A 16,110-nucleotide genomic window follows, 5' to 3' on the forward strand; every position below is an offset into this window, starting at 1 on the left:
TGGTAGAGTTCATCCACTCAATGTTAGGAAAGGTCTCGCTGCAAAAGCTCCTGTAACTAATTCTACTGTCTTCCCAAATTCTCAGCCTAAAAACTATGCACAAGTTGTTATGTCGGAAACATTGGCCCGGCCAATACAGGCACTACTGGATAAGCGTGAACCTACGCTTATCTGCCCTATGGCCAGAGGTAAACCTACGGTTTATCGTCGTTTTTGACAGATAACCGTAACTGGGCTGCCGAATATACTATATAGTTATTGATTAATAAATTAATGCTCTCTGCCATTATACACTCAGAACTTTTTGGCTTGTTCATAGTTCTTGTGGTGAAACAGCAGAACCTCCATGACCAACCCCACTTTCACCTCACCCAATAGCCCAATCATCGTCCTCGCAGGAGCCACTGGTCACTTAGGAGGCCTCATTGCCGAAGAGTTGCGCCAAAGAGGTGCGCACGTGCGGGCCTTGGCTCGGGTGGGAACCGAGGCGGGCAAACGTGCTGCCTTGCAAGCCCTGGGCGCCGAGGTGGTGGAGGTGGACTTTCAAAACGCACCGGCCTTGGCCCAGGCCTGCCAGGGTGGGACCTGCGTGGTGAGTGCCTTGTCGGGCCTGCGGGACGTGATGGTAGACACCCAGACCCAGCTCCTGAACGCGGCCGTGGCGGCAGGCGTGCCCCGGTTTATTCCCTCAGACTTCTCCATTGATTTCACCAGGCTGGTCTACGGCCATAACCGCAACCTGGACTTCCGGAAAGAATTTACCAAGGTGCTGGACAAAGCGACTATTGCTGTGACTTCGGTCTTGAACGGCATGTTCACAGACTTGCTCACCGGGCAGGCACCGGTAGTACTGTTCCCGTTAAAGCGCATCCTGTTCTGGGGCAACGCAGACCAGCCTCTGGATTTCACCACCATCGCCAACACCGCAGCATACACCGCCCTGGTAGCCCTGGACCCCAATACACCCCGCTACCTGCGCATTGCCGGTGATGTGCAAACCCCCAGAGGCCTGCAACACGCGGCCAGCCAAGCCACGGATCAGGAGTTTAAGTTGCTAAGAGCCGGCGGACTGGGTGTCTTGAACGCCATGCTCAAAGTGACCAAGACGCTCATGCGCAACAGTAAAGAAGTGTTTCCGCCGTGGCAAGGCATGCAGTACCTGCGCGACATGCTTAGCGGCCAAGCCAAATTAACCCAACCGCTAGACAACCACCGCTACCCAGAAATGCGCTGGGCCAGCGTGCAGGAGGTGTTAGCGACAAAGAAATAAACCAGGCATTTTTGGCTTGATCTAGCTAGAACAAGCTCAAAACGAAGAAGGAGAAACCAACGGTCTCTCCTTCTCCTGCAACCATCAACTTGTTTGGCTATGCAACTACTTTCTCGCCTCCAGACTTTTTAACTTCCTTCGGGTTTCTGCTATTTCTTCCAGAGACAAGGCTTTCCGGAATGCTTCCATGGCCTTCTTCTTATCACCCACTTCTACATAATAGTCGCCCATGGAATCATGGAGACCGGCATTGGTGGGATAGTTCTCCAGATTCATCTTAAAGAACTGGTAAGCCTTATCATACCTTTTTTCGCCCATAGAAATATATCCCAGGGCATTCACCGTACCCACTGCAGGCAATACGGGGTACTGTAGAATGGCAGACACCGTACGGTAGTGGTTTTTAACGTACTCCAGCGTGATGGTAGAATCTTTTAAGTCCTTGTCTAACTCATACTTTTTGAAGAAGAACCGCAGTGCATCATATTGCGCTGGGAACGGAACAGAGCCATGGTTGTCTTCTGGGTAGTATTTCCAGGCCCAGGCCAGGTTCTTGCTCTTTCTGAGCGTCTCCCTGAAAAGGAGGTGATTTCTTACATTATGATTGCCTTGCGCTTCATCCTGCACCACCCGCACCGTATCCATTCCCTTGTCCATGGTGTTGGCAGTAGCAAAGAAGAGGTTTTCGCCGGCGTAGTCTTTCTGCGTGAGGGCTTTCTCCGCCTGTTTCATGATGAGTTTGTTGTCCCACCAAATACTAGGGTCAATGGCCACATAAGAAGTAAATAACGTTGGTTGGTTTACTAGGGCCTGCAAGACCGTCAAGCCACCCAAAGAGTGCCCCACCAGCATGCGGTACGGCTGGGTTTGGTAGCGTTTCTCTATGTAGGGCATTACTTCCTTTTCCAGAAATGCCATAAAATTGGGCCCTCCGCCGGAGGCCTTCAACTCATTGGCCGGCTTACCACTGGCCCAGAAAGGGAAATGGGTAGGCGTCAGGTCCCGTACCCGGTCGGTGTTTTCAATGCCGACAATGATCATCTCGGGCATCTTGCCCAGGGCGCTCAGATAATCCACCGTCCCTACCATAGAAGTGAAAAAACCTTCTCCGTCTAAAAGGTACAGCACCGGGAAACGCGTTTTGGTATCAGCGGCAGATTTAGGCACATATATCCACAGGTTCCGGTCTTCCTTTAGAATAGCCGAGTGAATGGTCTGCTTGGTGCCTATGGTAATGGGGGTAGAGGTCTGTTTGGCAGGCTGCCCAAGGCAAAGCAAGGGAAGCAGGAGTAAAATAGAAAGGAAAAGTCTCATGAGAGGTGGCGCGAAAGATGGAATCAATACTAAACCAAAAGTAAGCGGATTCCCCGGTTCCATCTTAAACAAAGCGTATATATAATTCTTGCAATATTTTTTGGGAACTGTATGCTTGAAAAGGTGGTCTGGTGTTTTATTATTCCTTGATCCATAAAGCGGAAAAAAACAGCAATAGCAGGCGCCGTTGCTGGTGTTATCACCAACAAAGACTATACAATGGGACCAAAGCCCTTATTGGCAAAGACCAGAAAGTGTTTCCGCCGTGGCAAGGCAGGCAATGCCTGCGCTACATGCTTAGCGGAGAAGTAAACGTGGCGCCCCTTGACAATGACCGCTACCGCCAGATGCGCTGGACCAGCGTACAGGAAGGGTTGGCTACCAGGTGATAAAGGACCAAAACCATTTTGTGGCAAGGTATTATTGCCAGTTAGTTTTTTGTAAAACGAACATGTCTTTACGAGAGAGGTTAAGAGGAAATTCAGCTTGCTTTTAAGTAGCTTTGCGGAATAATCTTTATCCTTTATAAAATGCATAGAAAAATTTTTACCCTCATTTTATCATTAATTGCCTTTCATACTTTTAGCCAGGGAAGAGTAGAGTGGAAAGAAAATTACACCCTTACTGTAAACGATTTTCAAGCCCAGGCACCTAAAAGCCAACAAACCGGATCAAATTCTTTTTTATTGGCGGCGAGTCTGGATTTTGGATATGCCATGAGCAACTATGAGTTCATGCTGACCAAGAACTTCAACAATCGGGTATCAGCGTACTTTGTTCCTGCCAGTTCCTGGCTACAACAAGGGGAATCTACAGAACGCCTTCTGCAATATGCCCAAATGCAATTTGATTTACTGGAGTTGCACGCCCGTAAGTACAGAAAGCGTTTATATGAATCTAAGAACGCGATGTCAAACTATAACTTCTACCAGAAAGCCAACGATGAGATTAATACCGAATATGTGAGCGCAGGCGTAGAGATGCAGGACGCGGTTTTAGAATCTAACGCCAAGGCTTTGGAATATCACCAAAAGATTAGAAAAGAAATAGCTGAGATGGCAGAGTTTTGCAAAGAATGCAAACCCGTGAAAGCCAAGAAGAAATAGCCCTCCTTCGCACATAGAAGGTGGTCACTAGTTGTACGTCCTCCTTATCCTTTGCCTGTATGGCTTTAGAGGATAAGGAGGACGTCTTTTTTTGGACAACTGATTTTGCTTCGCCTATAAGACTTCCAAGAGAAATGGTATTACGGCGAATGAATCTATATGGAAAGGATTGTCTGCATAAACCATAAAAAATCCTGTCTCTGCTTATACTAAAAAGTGTGTGGTTTGCTGGTGGAGGGTTGGTGCGGCAATAGGCCTTCGGGGAACAAGGCCCTAAAGTGACGCCTCTGTTTGGTCAAGATATGCAGTGTCTTGGCTGGCAGCATAGTGTACCAACCAATTGAGGTAAACGCTCTGTATATGGGAAGGTCTAGCGCCGCTAAGAGCTACTGGCTTCCGTAGAAAATCATTTAACTCCTGCTCGTTCCTCTGTTGACCATGGAGGTGACCAAATCCTTGGCTTAATGCGAACGCTATCCTAAGAAGCCAAGATTAGATAAAGCGTTTCAGGGCAATTGTCATATTACCTTCTGCCGTGTCAGGAGAAGTTGGTAAGAAGAAGTCTACCCGTTTTTAGCTTATTTTATGGGAAAACGGCCAAAAACGAAAGAGAAGGGACCACCGGCCACTCCTCCATCAAGATGATCTATCCAATGTCTAAAGGCAAATAAACATAGCTGATGAGGGGCGGTGAACCGCTACCCATGATGGCTGTCACCAAGCCTTCACCGCCTTACTTGTCAATGTCTGAGAGCAGGCTTTCCATCTCCGCCAGGGTCTTGTTGTACGCCTTCAGGACCCAGTAGGCAAACCCCATGAACACGACTGCCACCACCGGAACAATAAGAGTCCAGAGATGCGGTATCTGGCCAAGGTCTTTGCCTTGTATGGCCGCAACTACCGGCAGGGAGACAAACAGGAGCAACAACGCTAAGAACACGTTAATTTTCTGAAGTCTCTGGAACCTGATTTTCTGCCGGGCGAAGGTCTGGATGGTTTCCACATACGTAGCCACTGAGATATTCACACCTTTGATAGCGCGCACCGAGGCCAGCGAAAGGATGGGCAACACCAGGAGCAAGCCCAAGGTCAGGGCCGCCAGGACCTGCATTCCCAGGCCTTCTATCTTGGGGAGGTGCACACTGATGTACCCGGCCCCGGCATAGCAGACCAGGGTACCCATCAACTCAGCGGACTTGATTCTGTTCAAGGTGGAGTGGTAGCTTTGACGGGTTGATTTCTCTACCAATTGGGCTGTCAACACATCTTGTTTCTCTACTCTTTGGCTTAGTTTCTCCCAGGCCTGTTGCATTTCTTCTAATTCCATCGTTATGGTTGTTTCACTAGTTGGGTTCTTAGCTTTTCTTTGATCCTTGAGATCCTGGTCCCCACGTTGCTGGGGGTAATACCAATAATAGAGGCAATCTCCTCATACTTCTTCCCCTCCAAAAACAGCAGGATGATTCCGCGGTCCAGCAGATGGAGCATTTGAATCTGAGCGTACATCTGTTGGATCTGCTCTTCCTCGGTTTTGTCATAGTCCTCTGCCAACCGGTCCGCGTCCAGTTCCAACGGAATGGTGCTGACCCTTCTTTTGGTTTGCCTAAGGTACGAGATAGCCGTGTTCAGCGCCACGCGGTACATCCAGGTGCTCAGCTTGGAGTCCTGCTTGAATGACCCAAACGATTTCCATAACTGGTACACAATCTCCTGTTGCAAGTCATTCCTGTCGTCTGGAGAGTTGGTGTACATGGCCGCTACCTTAAAGATCAAGCCCTTATTTTCTTTGATGACGCTGGTAAACTGGTCTTGTAGATCCATCTAAAATCAAACTTCACCCCATTAGTGCAGTAAGGGGAAAGAAAATCACACACGCCGGAAAATTAATTTTTAGGGGAGAAAGGTTTAAGTTGTTTCTTGCTTCGCATCTTCCTTTAAACCAGCTGTTTGTCTGGGAACGGGTATTTTCCTGTTGCTCATTCCTCGTTCAGGATGGCAAGCGTAGTGCTGAAGGCTTTAAGGTCATCCCTGCTGTAATTGCTGGGCAGATGCTCTCCTAAAAACAGACTTAGCTGGTTTAGAACCAATACGTAGCGGCGTTACACTGTAACGCCGGAGCCTACGCAGCGAAACCAATGCCTTCTAAGAGGACCGCTTTTGCCTGTATAGCTTTTGTTGTCTCCAGGAGAACCGCCTGTTTTGGGCGAAATGGTGTTGTTTCATGGGCGCACGGCGTTACAGTGTAACGCCGCTACACTTCCGTTTTATGACCGTTTTCTGGAAAATAGCCTCAAAAACGCAGTAACCGCTACTACGGTTAGGCTCCCCGAGGGGGACGCAGGTGGGTACGCGTGGCAGGGCTGAACCGGCTACAGATCTAAAGGCATGGAAGTAATTTTCACGCCATAGAGGGAAGAGAAGCCAACGGCATGGACCGCGCAGGAGTTGCGGATGCTGTGGTGAGGTCTGTTATGCCGGCCTTTCCATCTGGAGGCTACCCCCCTCATCCTAACCTTCTCCCTCAGGGAGAAGGAACGGGGCTATTCCGTTTTGGCGCTGATTTGTGGAAAATAGTCCCCAAACGCAGAAGGAGCAGCCACCGGCTGCTCCTTCCAATTCTAACAACTAATCACTAATACCCAAACAACTCCTTCAAGCTCAACTGTTTCACTTTACCGTACTTGGCCAGTTCCTTGAAATTGAGGCGGTCTTTAGAGCCGATGACCAGGATGGTCTGGTTCTGTCCCTTCACGAACTGCTGCTGGAAGGCTTTGATCTGGTCAAGGGTCAGGGCATCCAGGCTTTCGTAGATGTCACGTCTAATGTCGTGGTCAATCCCTAGTTTGCGGGCCTGCTCATAGTTCATGAGAATGCCCACTTTGTTGATGCGCTCCGTGGCAATGCTGTTGCGCACCGAGGCTTTCGCGTTGGCGAAGTTGGTCTCGGCCACCGGCAGGTCATTCAACAGTTGCTGCATGCCGGCCATGGCCTCGGGGAGTTTGTCGCTCTGCGTGCCAATGTACGACATGATGTAGTTGGCGCGCCCTTTCCGGCTGGCGTTGGCAATGCGGGAGCTGGCGGAGTACGCCAACGCGCGGGATTCGCGCAGTTCCTGGAACACAATGGCCCCCATGCCGCCGTCAAAATACTCGTTGTAGAGCCGGATGGTGGGCACCAGTTTAGGGTCATAATTCAAAGATTTGGTCAGAAACAGTAGCTCGGCCTGTACCATGTCATAGTTGGTCCAGTACACGGTGCGGTCTTTGATGTCCAGCTCCTTAAACTCCTTCTCCGCCGGAACCGGTTTCAGCGTGCCAGGTACTATATGGCCGGTGTTGAGGGTGGCAGAGATGGCCTGCAACTCACGTGGACCGTAATAAAGCACGCGGTGCTGGTACGTAGGAATGCTCTTGATGCGCGCCACCAGTTCCGCCGGGGTCACCTTTTTGAGTTCCTGCTCCGTAAGAATATGCGTGAACGGGTTCTTAGGGCCGTACTTGGCATAGTTGACCATGGCCGCCCCGTGAATGATGTTCTTGTTCAGTTTGGCGTCTTTACGGTCTTTCAAGATGCCGGCCACCATATCGGTCAGGGCTTTTTGGTCGGCCTTGGGGTTCTGCAGCAAGCTCTCAAATAACTGAAGCCCTTGCTCCAGGTTGGTGTCCAAGCCCGTCAACGAGACATACACCTGGTCCTGGCCTGAGGAAACCCCGAACGAGCAGCCAATCTTGAAGAATTCCTTCTGCAGTTCCTCGGCGGTGTATTGGTCGGTGCCCAGGTATTGCAGGTAATCCACGGCCAGGCCCAGCTTCAGGTCGGTGTTGGTGCCCATGTCCAGGATGTAGTACAGGTTGAAGAGCCCGTTTTCCTGGTTCCTGGTGTAGTAGATAGGAATGCCTGATTTCAAGGTGCCCTGCTGGATATCTTTCTGGTAATCCACGAACTGGGGCTTCAGGTCTGAAACCGGAAGGCTGGCCACTTGCTTGTAAAACTCCGATTGGGCCTCACGGTTGGCGGGAACCGGTGTAATCGTGGGTTTCTCTACCTTTTGGGCGGTAGGGTCCTGGCCGGTGCGCTTGTAAATCACAGCGTAGTTGTCTCCGTAGTAACGGTTGGCCACGTCCATGACGTCTTGCTTCGTGATCTTGTCAAAGGCCTCTTCCTGCTGCAGGTACTCAGACCAGTCTTGCCTGGCAATGAAGGCGTCTACGAAGGCCGTGGCCCTCGCGGCATTGCTCTCATAGGCCTGCATCTTGCTGATCTTGTTCTTGTTCACGATGGCCGGAATGAGCCAATCCTCAAACTGTCCTTTCTTGACCAATTCAATCTGCTGCAGCAACAGGTTTTTCACCTGGTCCAGCGTCTGGCCCTGGCGCGGATTGCCGGTGAGGAAGTGGGCCGAGTAATCATTGTAGATCTCGGCGAAGGAACCTGCCCCCAGGGCGGCCTGCTTCTGGTTGATGTTCAGGTCAATCAAGCCCGCCTGTCCGTTCGTCAGGATCTGGTTGATCATGCGCAGCACCAGCGCGTCTTTTGATTTGATGCCCGGGAAACGGTAGGCCATCAACAGCATCTCCGACTCAGGCCCCAGGATCTCTTTCACCACCGGGGCTGTGATGGGCTTTTCCTGCGGCGCGTTGTACACCGGCGCGGGTTTTTTCTCCCATTTGCCAAAATGGGCGTTGAGCGTCTTAATGGTTTGGTCATAGTCCAGGTCGCCGCTCATGGCAATGACCATATTGTTGGGCACGTAGTATTGGTCAAAATACTTTTTGATCTCTGTGATAGACGGGTTTTTCAGGTGCTCCACGGTACCAATGGTGGTCTGCGCGCCGTATTGGTGGGTAGGGAAGAGGGCCGCGAAGGCCGCCTCAAACGCCTTGTTCTGGTCAGAGTCCAGGGAGCGGTTCTTCTCTTCGTACACGGCCTCCAGCTCGGTGTGGAACAGGCGGGGGACCATGACGCCCAGACGTTCGGCCTCCAGCATGGCCCATTTGTCTAGTTGGTTGCTGGGGATGTCGCCGTAGTAGATGGTCTGTTCTACCCAGGTGCTGGCGTTGGAATTCTTCATGCCCATGGCCGCCACCAGCTTGTCATACTCATTGGGCACCGCATACTTGGCGGCCACTCCTGAGATGGAATCTATCTGGTGGTAGGTTTTCTTGCGCACCGCCGGGTCTTTCTGGCCCCGATACTGCTCATACAGCGCTTCTATCTTGGCCAGCTCCGCCTGTTCCTTCTCCCAGTCTATGGTGCCCAGGCGGGAAGAGCCTTTAAAGGCCATGTGTTCCAGGTAATGCGCCAGGCCGGTGGCATCCGCGGGATCGTTCTTGCTGCCGGCCCGCACCGCAATGTAAGTCTGGATGCGCGGCGCATTTTCATACTTGGAGAGGTACACCGTCAGGCCGTTGTCCAGCGTGTAGATGCGGGCTTTGAGCGGGTCGTTGGGAACGCTGGTGTACTTGAATTCTTCTTTGGCTTCTGCGGTACTGGCCGGGGCCTGACTGGCAGAAGTTTCAGTAGGCGTGCTGGTTTTGCACTGGGCAAACAGCAACGCACCTAGTATATAAAAGGATAAAAATCTTTTCTTCACGGTACGGAGGCATTAAGAATGGGTGATCATCAAATATAAGGAATCTGATAGAGTCTTTCACCTTCCAGAACGGTTTTCAAGGGTGGGTAGTGTAGGAGGCTTTAGGTTAAGCAAGGCTTCTTGTGGGATTGGGTGAAAAGCTGGTTTTTACTTCTTTTATTTTTTAGTGTCTTTGGGTATGCCTTTCGCCGTTCCCTTGGCTTAACTGCTTCTAGCGATGATCCAAGTACGGCTCTTTGCATAGTTACCACTAAGCGCTCACGGCCGCGAGGCCCCGTCTTCCCCTCTCGCACTGCCCTTTCGGCCTGAAGAGTTCTTCTCTCTTAGCTGCTGCTTATCTAGGGCCAAAAGCGAGGCGCGCACGGGAAAGACTGGAACAGGGGAAAGTTAGTAAAGGCGGTAAGGAGAACCCTGTAGAGACAACGGCACAGCCTTGTCTCTTTACGCAATTGCTATTTTTTACAATGCCGCTACAAAAACCAAAACCTCAAAAGTTTTGAAAATCTGTGAGGTCTTGGCTCCCAGGGTGTAATTTACCTTTTATGGCGGAAGGCTTCAACCTAGGTTCTCTGGTCAGTAACTACCTGATAAAGCGAAAGAAAGGGCTCAAGGCAAAGAAGGAGCTCAGAGAAAAGGCGCGAAAAGGGGGGCTATCCCCCAAGGAGAAGGCTAGGGTGAGGGGCAGCGGCAGCGGTGGTTCAAGAGGCAAGCCTTCTCCGGTTGGCAACATTTCCCTCATCCTAGCCTTCTCCTTGGGGGAGAAGGAACGGCGCGGTTCCGTTTCGGGCCTGGTTTGCAGAAGGGGGTTTTATATTATCTGTATTGTTCGTCTTCTCCTGCCTGTATGTTAATCACGGAAGTAAATCTGCGCCATAGTATGAAAGAGATTTATCAACCAATAAATCCCATGGTTCAAGTTTTCAACTGAGACCTACCCTTATCTGAAGTTAGCAACTTCCGTGAGGCGACCGCCTTAAAAGGAGCGATGAAGGATAGCGCTTTCCGCCTGAGTTTCAAGAAAGCCGCCTGAAATGAGTTGCCTCTTACTGGTGGGAAGCAGGGGAAGTGGTATGGTTCTCCGCTACAATACCTAAGCGGGTGGCTAAAAGGTGCAGGGTCTTGTGGGCGTCCTCGGCATTGTCCGTACGGAATTCATAATCGGCTTCCTCTGACTGGGAATAGAGGCCAAGCGTGTACCAGAGCACCGGGGGCGCTGGTTTCTCCTCATGGGAGTGGCCATGATCATGGCCGTGGTCGTCGGCGGCCCGCAGGTGCGAGGTGAGCACCACCCGGTTGAACGCGGGCAGGGGTGCCCATTTGCCCGTCTTCAGCCCGAACATGCTCAGGTACTCCCGTACGCGCCTTTTCTGGAAATCAAGCTGGAAACCGTGGAAGGTGAACCTGAAAAGAATGCCCAGCAACATGAGCAAACCGCCTACGGCCCAGGCTTGCCCTTTGTCTGCCTCAGAGCCTCTCCACCACGGGCTGCCCGCCACCCCGGCGCCCACCAGGAGCAGCACATAGCCCAGGTAACGGAGGGGTCCAAAGAAAGAATCGGTTTTACGGTCGAAGAGGTGGTGGGGCATGGGAAAGAAAGGAAAGCGGCACGGGTGTGACAAGGCATACGCCTTCCCGTGTACGGGGAAGCGCTTTAAAAGTCGGTGTCCAGGCCCAAACGGTTTTTCAGGTCCTTGAGGACGGGGTACATATCTGCCAGGTAATTGTACTTGTCTTGCGAGGTATAGAGCTTACGGCTGTTTTCCTGCTGTACCACGTCTATGTGCACCTGCAGGCGGTTGTGGCCCATTCCCTGGCGCAGGTACATCAGGAACTCAGGCTTGAAGCTGTTGAACTCCGCTACCTGCACCTCATTCTCCACCTGTAAATGCACCTCGGCCTTCTCAGCGTCAAAGTACCATTCACGATTCAGGATGGTGTATTCCAGGGTGCGATCCGTGTGCTTGATGCGGTCTACGTAAAGCTTCCAGAGCTGCTGCAGCTTGTGCTCATTGATGGGCGGCAAAGAGCCGGGCACGTAGTTCTCGGTTTCCTCCTCCAGCACTTCCACCATCGGCGCCGCCGAAGCCGCTACCTGTTCCTCAATGTTCTTCAGGCTGGGGAGCTTGGAGAGCTTGCGGCTGGCCAAGGGCGAGGATACGGTGCGCAAAGGGGCCGCCGGGGCTGCTGGAGCCGGAGCGGGTAGGGGCGGAGCCATGGAAGGCACCGGTGAAGGAGCTTCTTCGGGGTATGTGTCAAATACGGGGTCCTGGCCCGCGTCCATGTCTGCCGGAGCGGTGTTGTGGTGCGTTTCAGGCTCATTTTTGGCAAAAGAGGCAGAAACGTGCGCTGCCGAAGGGGCAATTGCCGGAGCAGGAGCCGGGGCCGCTGCTGGTGGCGCCATGGCCGGAGCTGTACTATTTGCGGCGGCTACGCTGGAACTTCCGTTAGTTTTTTTTTTGACGTCTCCCATGAGAGAGACGTCTGAGGCCAACTGCAGCGCATGGGGCAGGTGCGCCAGTTTCATGAGCAGCAGCTCTACGTGCAGCCGTTGGTTTTTGGCAGCTTTGAAGTTCTGGTCGCAGCTGCCTACCAGGTTCAGTCCAGACAGAAGAAAGCTCAGCGAGGCTTCCTGCGCCTGCTGGGCATAACGGACCTTGATGTTCTCAGACACCTGCAACAGCTGCACGGTCACCTGGTCTTTACACACCAGCAAACTCCTGAAATGCTCGCCAATGCCCAACACGAAGTTGTGCGAATCAAAGCCGTTTTTCAGGATTTCGTCATAAAGCAGCAAGGCGCCACTCAGGTTCTGGGTAAGTAAATATTCCGTGAGGCGGAAGTAATAGTCATAGTCCAGGATGTGCAGGTTCTGCACCGTGGCCTTGTAGGTGAGGTGATGGCCCGAGAAGGTCACCATCTGGTCGAAGATAGACAAGGCATCACGCAGGGCACCGTCGGCTTTCTGCGAGATCAGGTGCAGGGCGTCGTCATCGGCCTTGATCTCCTCTTTCTGGGCAATGCGGCCCAGGTGCTGCACCATGTCCTCAATCCGGATGCGGTTGAAGTCAAAGATCTGGCAGCGCGAGAGAATGGTAGGGATGATCTTGTGGCGCTCCGTGGTAGCCAGAATGAAAATGGCGTAGGCCGGCGGCTCTTCCAGGGTCTTCAGAAACGCGTTGAAGGCCGAGTTGGAAAGCATGTGCACCTCATCTATGATGTAGATTTTGTACTTGCCCGTCTGTGGCGCATAGCGCACCTGCTCCACCAGGTTCCGGATGTCTTCTACCGAGTTGTTGGACGCGGCATCCAGCTCATGCACGTTGAACGAGCTGTTGTTGTTGAAGCTCCGGCAGGAATCGCACTCGTTGCAGGCCTCTACCTGCGGCGTGATGTTCTGGCAGTTGATGGTCTTGGCCAAGATCCGCGCGCACGTGGTCTTGCCCACGCCCCTAGGGCCGCAGAACAGGAACGCCTGCGCCAGGTGGTTGCTGCTGATCGCGTTCTTTAAGGTAGTGGTAATATGGTGCTGCCCCACCACACTGTCAAAGGTGGCTGGGCGGTATTTACGGGCCGAAACAACAAAATTCTCCATCGCTCTACAAAGTTAATCGATTCTGATTTGTTTGCGCAACGGAAAGACGGCGGTGGTAACAGGTTCTTTGTTTAGTGCAACGCCGGGTGCGTTTAGGGGCTGTTCCAGGGAAAGCAGCCCCTAAACCGGGAAGGAAAATTAATTGCCGCCCAATGTGTAGTGGAGGCCCAGGAGTAAAGCGGTTGAGTTGGTCTTGTAGTCCAATTCTCGTAAATCAACGTCCTTCATTCCTATGTTATACCTTATTTCTGCACTTATCTGGAAATGGGAGAACAGCGTGCGCGAATAGCCAATGCCACTCGTAAGGCCATAGTCCGTCTTCTCCCAGTTGTCTGTGTAGTCATATTCATCATACTCGTACACCGCATTTTGTTTCTGCAAAAAGCTAAGATAAGGCCCTGCATTGAGAAATAGGCCTAGCTTTTTAAAGGTTACTCCGGCTAATATAGGAACCGTTATATAATGAAAGTGATACTTGAAGGGGATGACTCCTCTTAGACGTCCTGAATTGTCCATAAGCATATAATCAGTGACGAAGCCTTTGTCTTCATACAGGAAATCAACTTTTAGAAAGAGCCGGCTGGGCTGGTATTTGATTGATATTCCTGCCGCTTTTCTATAGTCGCTTTCATTGTCGTTTCGTTGTTCTTCCCCCCTAAAGTAAGTATGGGTTGGGCCTGCTACTATACCAATGGATAGTTTATTGAGTGCTTGCTGAGCAAAACTTAGAGAAGCAATTGTTAGTAAGAACAATGCTGATAAAATGCTCTTTTTCATAGTTTATAATGTGATTATGGTGTTTTGTAATAATCTGTATTGTTTTACTTTATAACAGCTGGGTTCTATTTAATCGTCTTATTTATTTCACAGCCGGGTTACGCCTTTGATGGTGGTATAGCAGACGTTCTGCAAAGTGGCAATAGGAGGGAACCCCCGGAAAATCCAAGGGTTAGGATAGACACTGTGTTGCCTAAATAACAAGAGGATCTGTAGGCTGTTTGTCTTGTGAAAAGTCTTTCCATTTAGCGGCTGTTTCAGGGAAAACAGCCGCTAAATGGAAAGAAAGTTAATTGCCGGTGAGGCTGTAGTGCAGGCCCAGAAGGAGAGAGGTGGAGCCTGTTCGGCGGCTGTTGGGGCCTGTACTTATGTTGCGTAAACCCAGGTTGTGTCTTGCTTCGGCACTTAAGGTAAGTGCAGAGGAAATTGGTTTTGAGTAGCCAATACCGCCTGAAATACCTAAATCCAATCTTTTATAGTCTCTAGAGTTATCCGAGTTGTCCCGAATGGGACTATCAGGTGTGTTGTCTGAGTAATTTTGCTTCAGCAGAAAACCAGCGTAAGGACCAGCGTTCACAAAAAAGCCACTTTCTTTGATATGTACTCCCACCAGAACTGGAAGTGTGATAAACCGAAAATGAGTTTTTGCGGTGTAATCATCAAATATGTTGCCATTTGAATCTGTATAGTAAATATCAGTTTTTACACCTTTATCTTCATAGAATAAGTTAGTTTTAAGATAGAAGCCTTGCCGCTGATAACGGGCGGAGAGGCCAAAAGTGGAACGGATATCGTTTTCCCATCCCATATAGGTTCCATGCACATACTGGTTGCCTCTAAAGTATGAAAGACTGGGACCGGCCACTAAACCTACCTGCAAAGAGCCTGGGGTTTGTTGGGCAAAAGAAGGAATAGCTAAGGCTAGACCCACAACGAGGGAGCAAATAAAATTTTTCATAAATTAATTAGGGTTGTAAAATATAGAATTCATCTCTTTATAACTGTTTAGGTGGCAGAACTACCTGAACGGCCACTTCACCAGACTCACCTGGCCCATGGCGTCTTTCTCGTAGCGGGCCAGGCAATGCGGCTGAAACTGGGCGTCAAAGTTCTGCTCACCCGGCGCAACGGCGGTGGGGGCGGGCTGGCCTTGCAGGAAAAAGTACACTTTGGTGGTGCCATATTTGGTGTGGGGCATGAAATCACCGTATTGCTGCATCTGGTCCCAGAGGCTATCAGAGACCGTGACGGCGTAAATGCGCTGAATAGGCCCCGTGTTGTTCTCGTTGCGGTAGAAGGCCACTTCCGTGAATTCGCCCTTTAAATCCTGCACGCCGGGTTGGGTGAAGGCATCTTTGATAAACCAGATGATCAGAACCGCGAAAACGGCGATCAAGATGTATTTTACGTTCTTTCCAGACATCGCATTCCCTTTAGTAGTAAAGCCCAAACTTACGCACCAAGGCGCAGAACACAAGCAGAAACAGGTTTCCGGTTTTGGGCTCGATTCTAGAAAAGGACTTGGAAACTAATGCTCGGGTGGTTTTTGGGCCTATCACGCCACTTCCGGATAACATTTTTCAAAGGATTCAGTAAATGCTAAACCTACCGGTTCCCCTTTGGTCTGCCAAGCGGCGTTCTGGAAGAAAGCCAATGGCCCTGAGCCGTGGCAGGCCTACAACTTTCTACCTTTCAGCACTGAAGAATATTATGGAATTAGATGATATGGCCCCCGAGGTGGCCAAAGAATTTTACCCGCAGGCCCTGCAAATGCTGCACGAGAGTGGTCTGCCCTTCTTAATGGGTGGTGGCTTCGCCCTGCGGCAGTACACCGGCATGCAACGCGACATGAAAGACATGGATGTGTTCTGCAAGGCTGGGGATTGCCCGCGTCTGCTCAAGATATTCTCAGACGAGGGCTTCAAGACCGAACTGGTGGATGCCCGCTGGCTGGCCAAAGCCTTCAAAGACGGCAAGTACGTAGACTTTATCTTCAACAACCCCGGCAACAACATGCCCGTGAACGACGGCTGGTTCCGGCGGGCCCCTGAAGGTACCGAGTTTGGCGTACCCGTGAAATACATCGCCGCCGAGGACCTGTTCCGCTGCAAGATCTACGTGCAGAACCGCGAGCGTTATGACGGCTCAGACCTGAACCACCTCATCCTTCGGCACGGCGATAAAATGGATTGGGAACGCATCTTGCAGACCCTGGAGCAGCACTGGCAACTGGTGCTCATGCAACTGCTTTCCTTCCAGTTTGTCTACCCCTCTGAGCGCGACATCATTCCACGCTGGCTGTTTGATGAGTTGCTGCTAAGAGCCAAAGAGCAGTTTGACATGCCGCCGCCTACCGAGAAAGTATGCCGCGGTCTGCTCATAGACCAAACCCAATACGCCCCGGCCGTAACCGAGTGGGGGTTCAAAGCCATGACCATCATGACCATCTAGTTTTTAG

Annotated in this window: 14 protein-coding genes; 5 read left to right on the forward strand and 9 right to left on the reverse strand. The window is 51.2% G+C overall.

All coding sequences use genetic code 11. The features are described 5' to 3' along the window. A partial coding sequence (locus tag FOE74_RS21415; RefSeq protein ID WP_225840663.1) for a hypothetical protein occupies window positions 1–217 on the forward strand: 217 nt, incomplete at its 5' end. A gap of 129 nt (window positions 218–346) precedes the next feature. Further along, complete coding sequence (locus tag FOE74_RS04910) at window positions 347–1,270, forward strand: NmrA family NAD(P)-binding protein (protein WP_149097491.1); 924 nt, start codon at window positions 347–349, stop codon at window positions 1,268–1,270. Between the two features lie 105 nt (window positions 1,271–1,375). Here the strand turns inward: FOE74_RS04910 and FOE74_RS04915 are convergent, their stop codons facing one another. Then, a complete protein-coding gene (locus FOE74_RS04915; RefSeq protein WP_188686413.1) occupies window positions 1,376–2,584 on the reverse strand; it encodes an alpha/beta hydrolase-fold protein in 1,209 nt (402 codons plus the stop codon). A gap of 530 nt (window positions 2,585–3,114) precedes the next feature. Between FOE74_RS04915 and FOE74_RS04925 the strand changes: the two genes are divergently transcribed. Continuing rightward, on the forward strand, window positions 3,115–3,690 hold the full coding sequence (locus FOE74_RS04925) for a hypothetical protein (protein WP_149097494.1): 576 nt from the start codon (window positions 3,115–3,117) through the stop codon (window positions 3,688–3,690). Between the two features lie 733 nt (window positions 3,691–4,423). Here FOE74_RS04925 and FOE74_RS04930 read toward each other — a convergent pair. From FOE74_RS04930 to FOE74_RS04940, 3 genes are all read right to left on the reverse strand, one after another. After that, window positions 4,424–5,017 (reverse strand): hypothetical protein, encoded by a 594-nt coding sequence (locus FOE74_RS04930; RefSeq protein WP_149097495.1) that lies wholly within the window; start codon window positions 5,015–5,017, stop codon window positions 4,424–4,426. A gap of 2 nt (window positions 5,018–5,019) precedes the next feature. After that, window positions 5,020–5,511, reverse strand: coding sequence for an RNA polymerase sigma factor (locus FOE74_RS04935; protein WP_149097496.1), 492 nt, complete (start codon window positions 5,509–5,511; stop codon window positions 5,020–5,022). 811 nt (window positions 5,512–6,322) lie between these two features. After that, window positions 6,323–9,283, reverse strand: a complete 2,961-nt coding sequence (locus FOE74_RS04940) for a M16 family metallopeptidase (protein WP_225840664.1) — start codon at window positions 9,281–9,283, stop codon at window positions 6,323–6,325. A 542-nt stretch (window positions 9,284–9,825) separates the two neighbouring features. Here FOE74_RS04940 and FOE74_RS04945 point away from each other — a divergent pair. Then, a complete protein-coding gene (locus FOE74_RS04945) occupies window positions 9,826–10,134 on the forward strand; it encodes a hypothetical protein (RefSeq protein WP_149097497.1) in 309 nt (102 codons plus the stop codon). A 192-nt stretch (window positions 10,135–10,326) separates the two neighbouring features. On the opposite strand, the gene FOE74_RS04950 is transcribed toward FOE74_RS04945, so the two are convergent. The 5 genes from FOE74_RS04950 to FOE74_RS04970 form a co-directional block, all read right to left on the reverse strand. Continuing rightward, window positions 10,327–10,869 carry a hypothetical protein gene (locus FOE74_RS04950; protein ID WP_149097498.1) on the reverse strand — a complete coding sequence of 181 codons (543 nt, stop codon included), beginning with the start codon at window positions 10,867–10,869 and terminating at the stop codon, window positions 10,327–10,329. 65 nt (window positions 10,870–10,934) lie between these two features. Continuing rightward, window positions 10,935–12,875 (reverse strand): DNA polymerase III subunit gamma/tau, encoded by a 1,941-nt coding sequence (locus FOE74_RS04955; protein WP_149097499.1) that lies wholly within the window; start codon window positions 12,873–12,875, stop codon window positions 10,935–10,937. Window positions 12,876–13,013: 138 nt separating this feature from the next. After that, window positions 13,014–13,652 (reverse strand): porin family protein, encoded by a 639-nt coding sequence (locus tag FOE74_RS04960; RefSeq protein ID WP_149097500.1) that lies wholly within the window; start codon window positions 13,650–13,652, stop codon window positions 13,014–13,016. Window positions 13,653–13,941: 289 nt separating this feature from the next. Then, window positions 13,942–14,610 carry a porin family protein gene (locus FOE74_RS04965; protein WP_149097501.1) on the reverse strand — a complete coding sequence of 223 codons (669 nt, stop codon included), beginning with the start codon at window positions 14,608–14,610 and terminating at the stop codon, window positions 13,942–13,944. A gap of 60 nt (window positions 14,611–14,670) precedes the next feature. Continuing rightward, the gene (locus FOE74_RS04970; protein ID WP_149097502.1) at window positions 14,671–15,075 is read right to left on the reverse strand and encodes a hypothetical protein; all 405 of its coding nucleotides are present in this window, start codon (window positions 15,073–15,075) and stop codon (window positions 14,671–14,673) included. 287 nt (window positions 15,076–15,362) lie between these two features. Here FOE74_RS04970 and FOE74_RS04975 point away from each other — a divergent pair, with 287 nt between their 5' ends. Continuing rightward, window positions 15,363–16,103: a nucleotidyltransferase gene (locus FOE74_RS04975; RefSeq protein ID WP_149097503.1), complete on the forward strand. Its 741-nt coding sequence runs from the start codon at window positions 15,363–15,365 to the stop codon at window positions 16,101–16,103. The last annotated feature ends 7 nt before the right edge of the window (window positions 16,104–16,110 follow it).

This window comes from Rufibacter glacialis (assembly GCF_008271745.1).
Classification (GTDB): domain Bacteria; phylum Bacteroidota; class Bacteroidia; order Cytophagales; family Hymenobacteraceae; genus Nibribacter; species Nibribacter glacialis.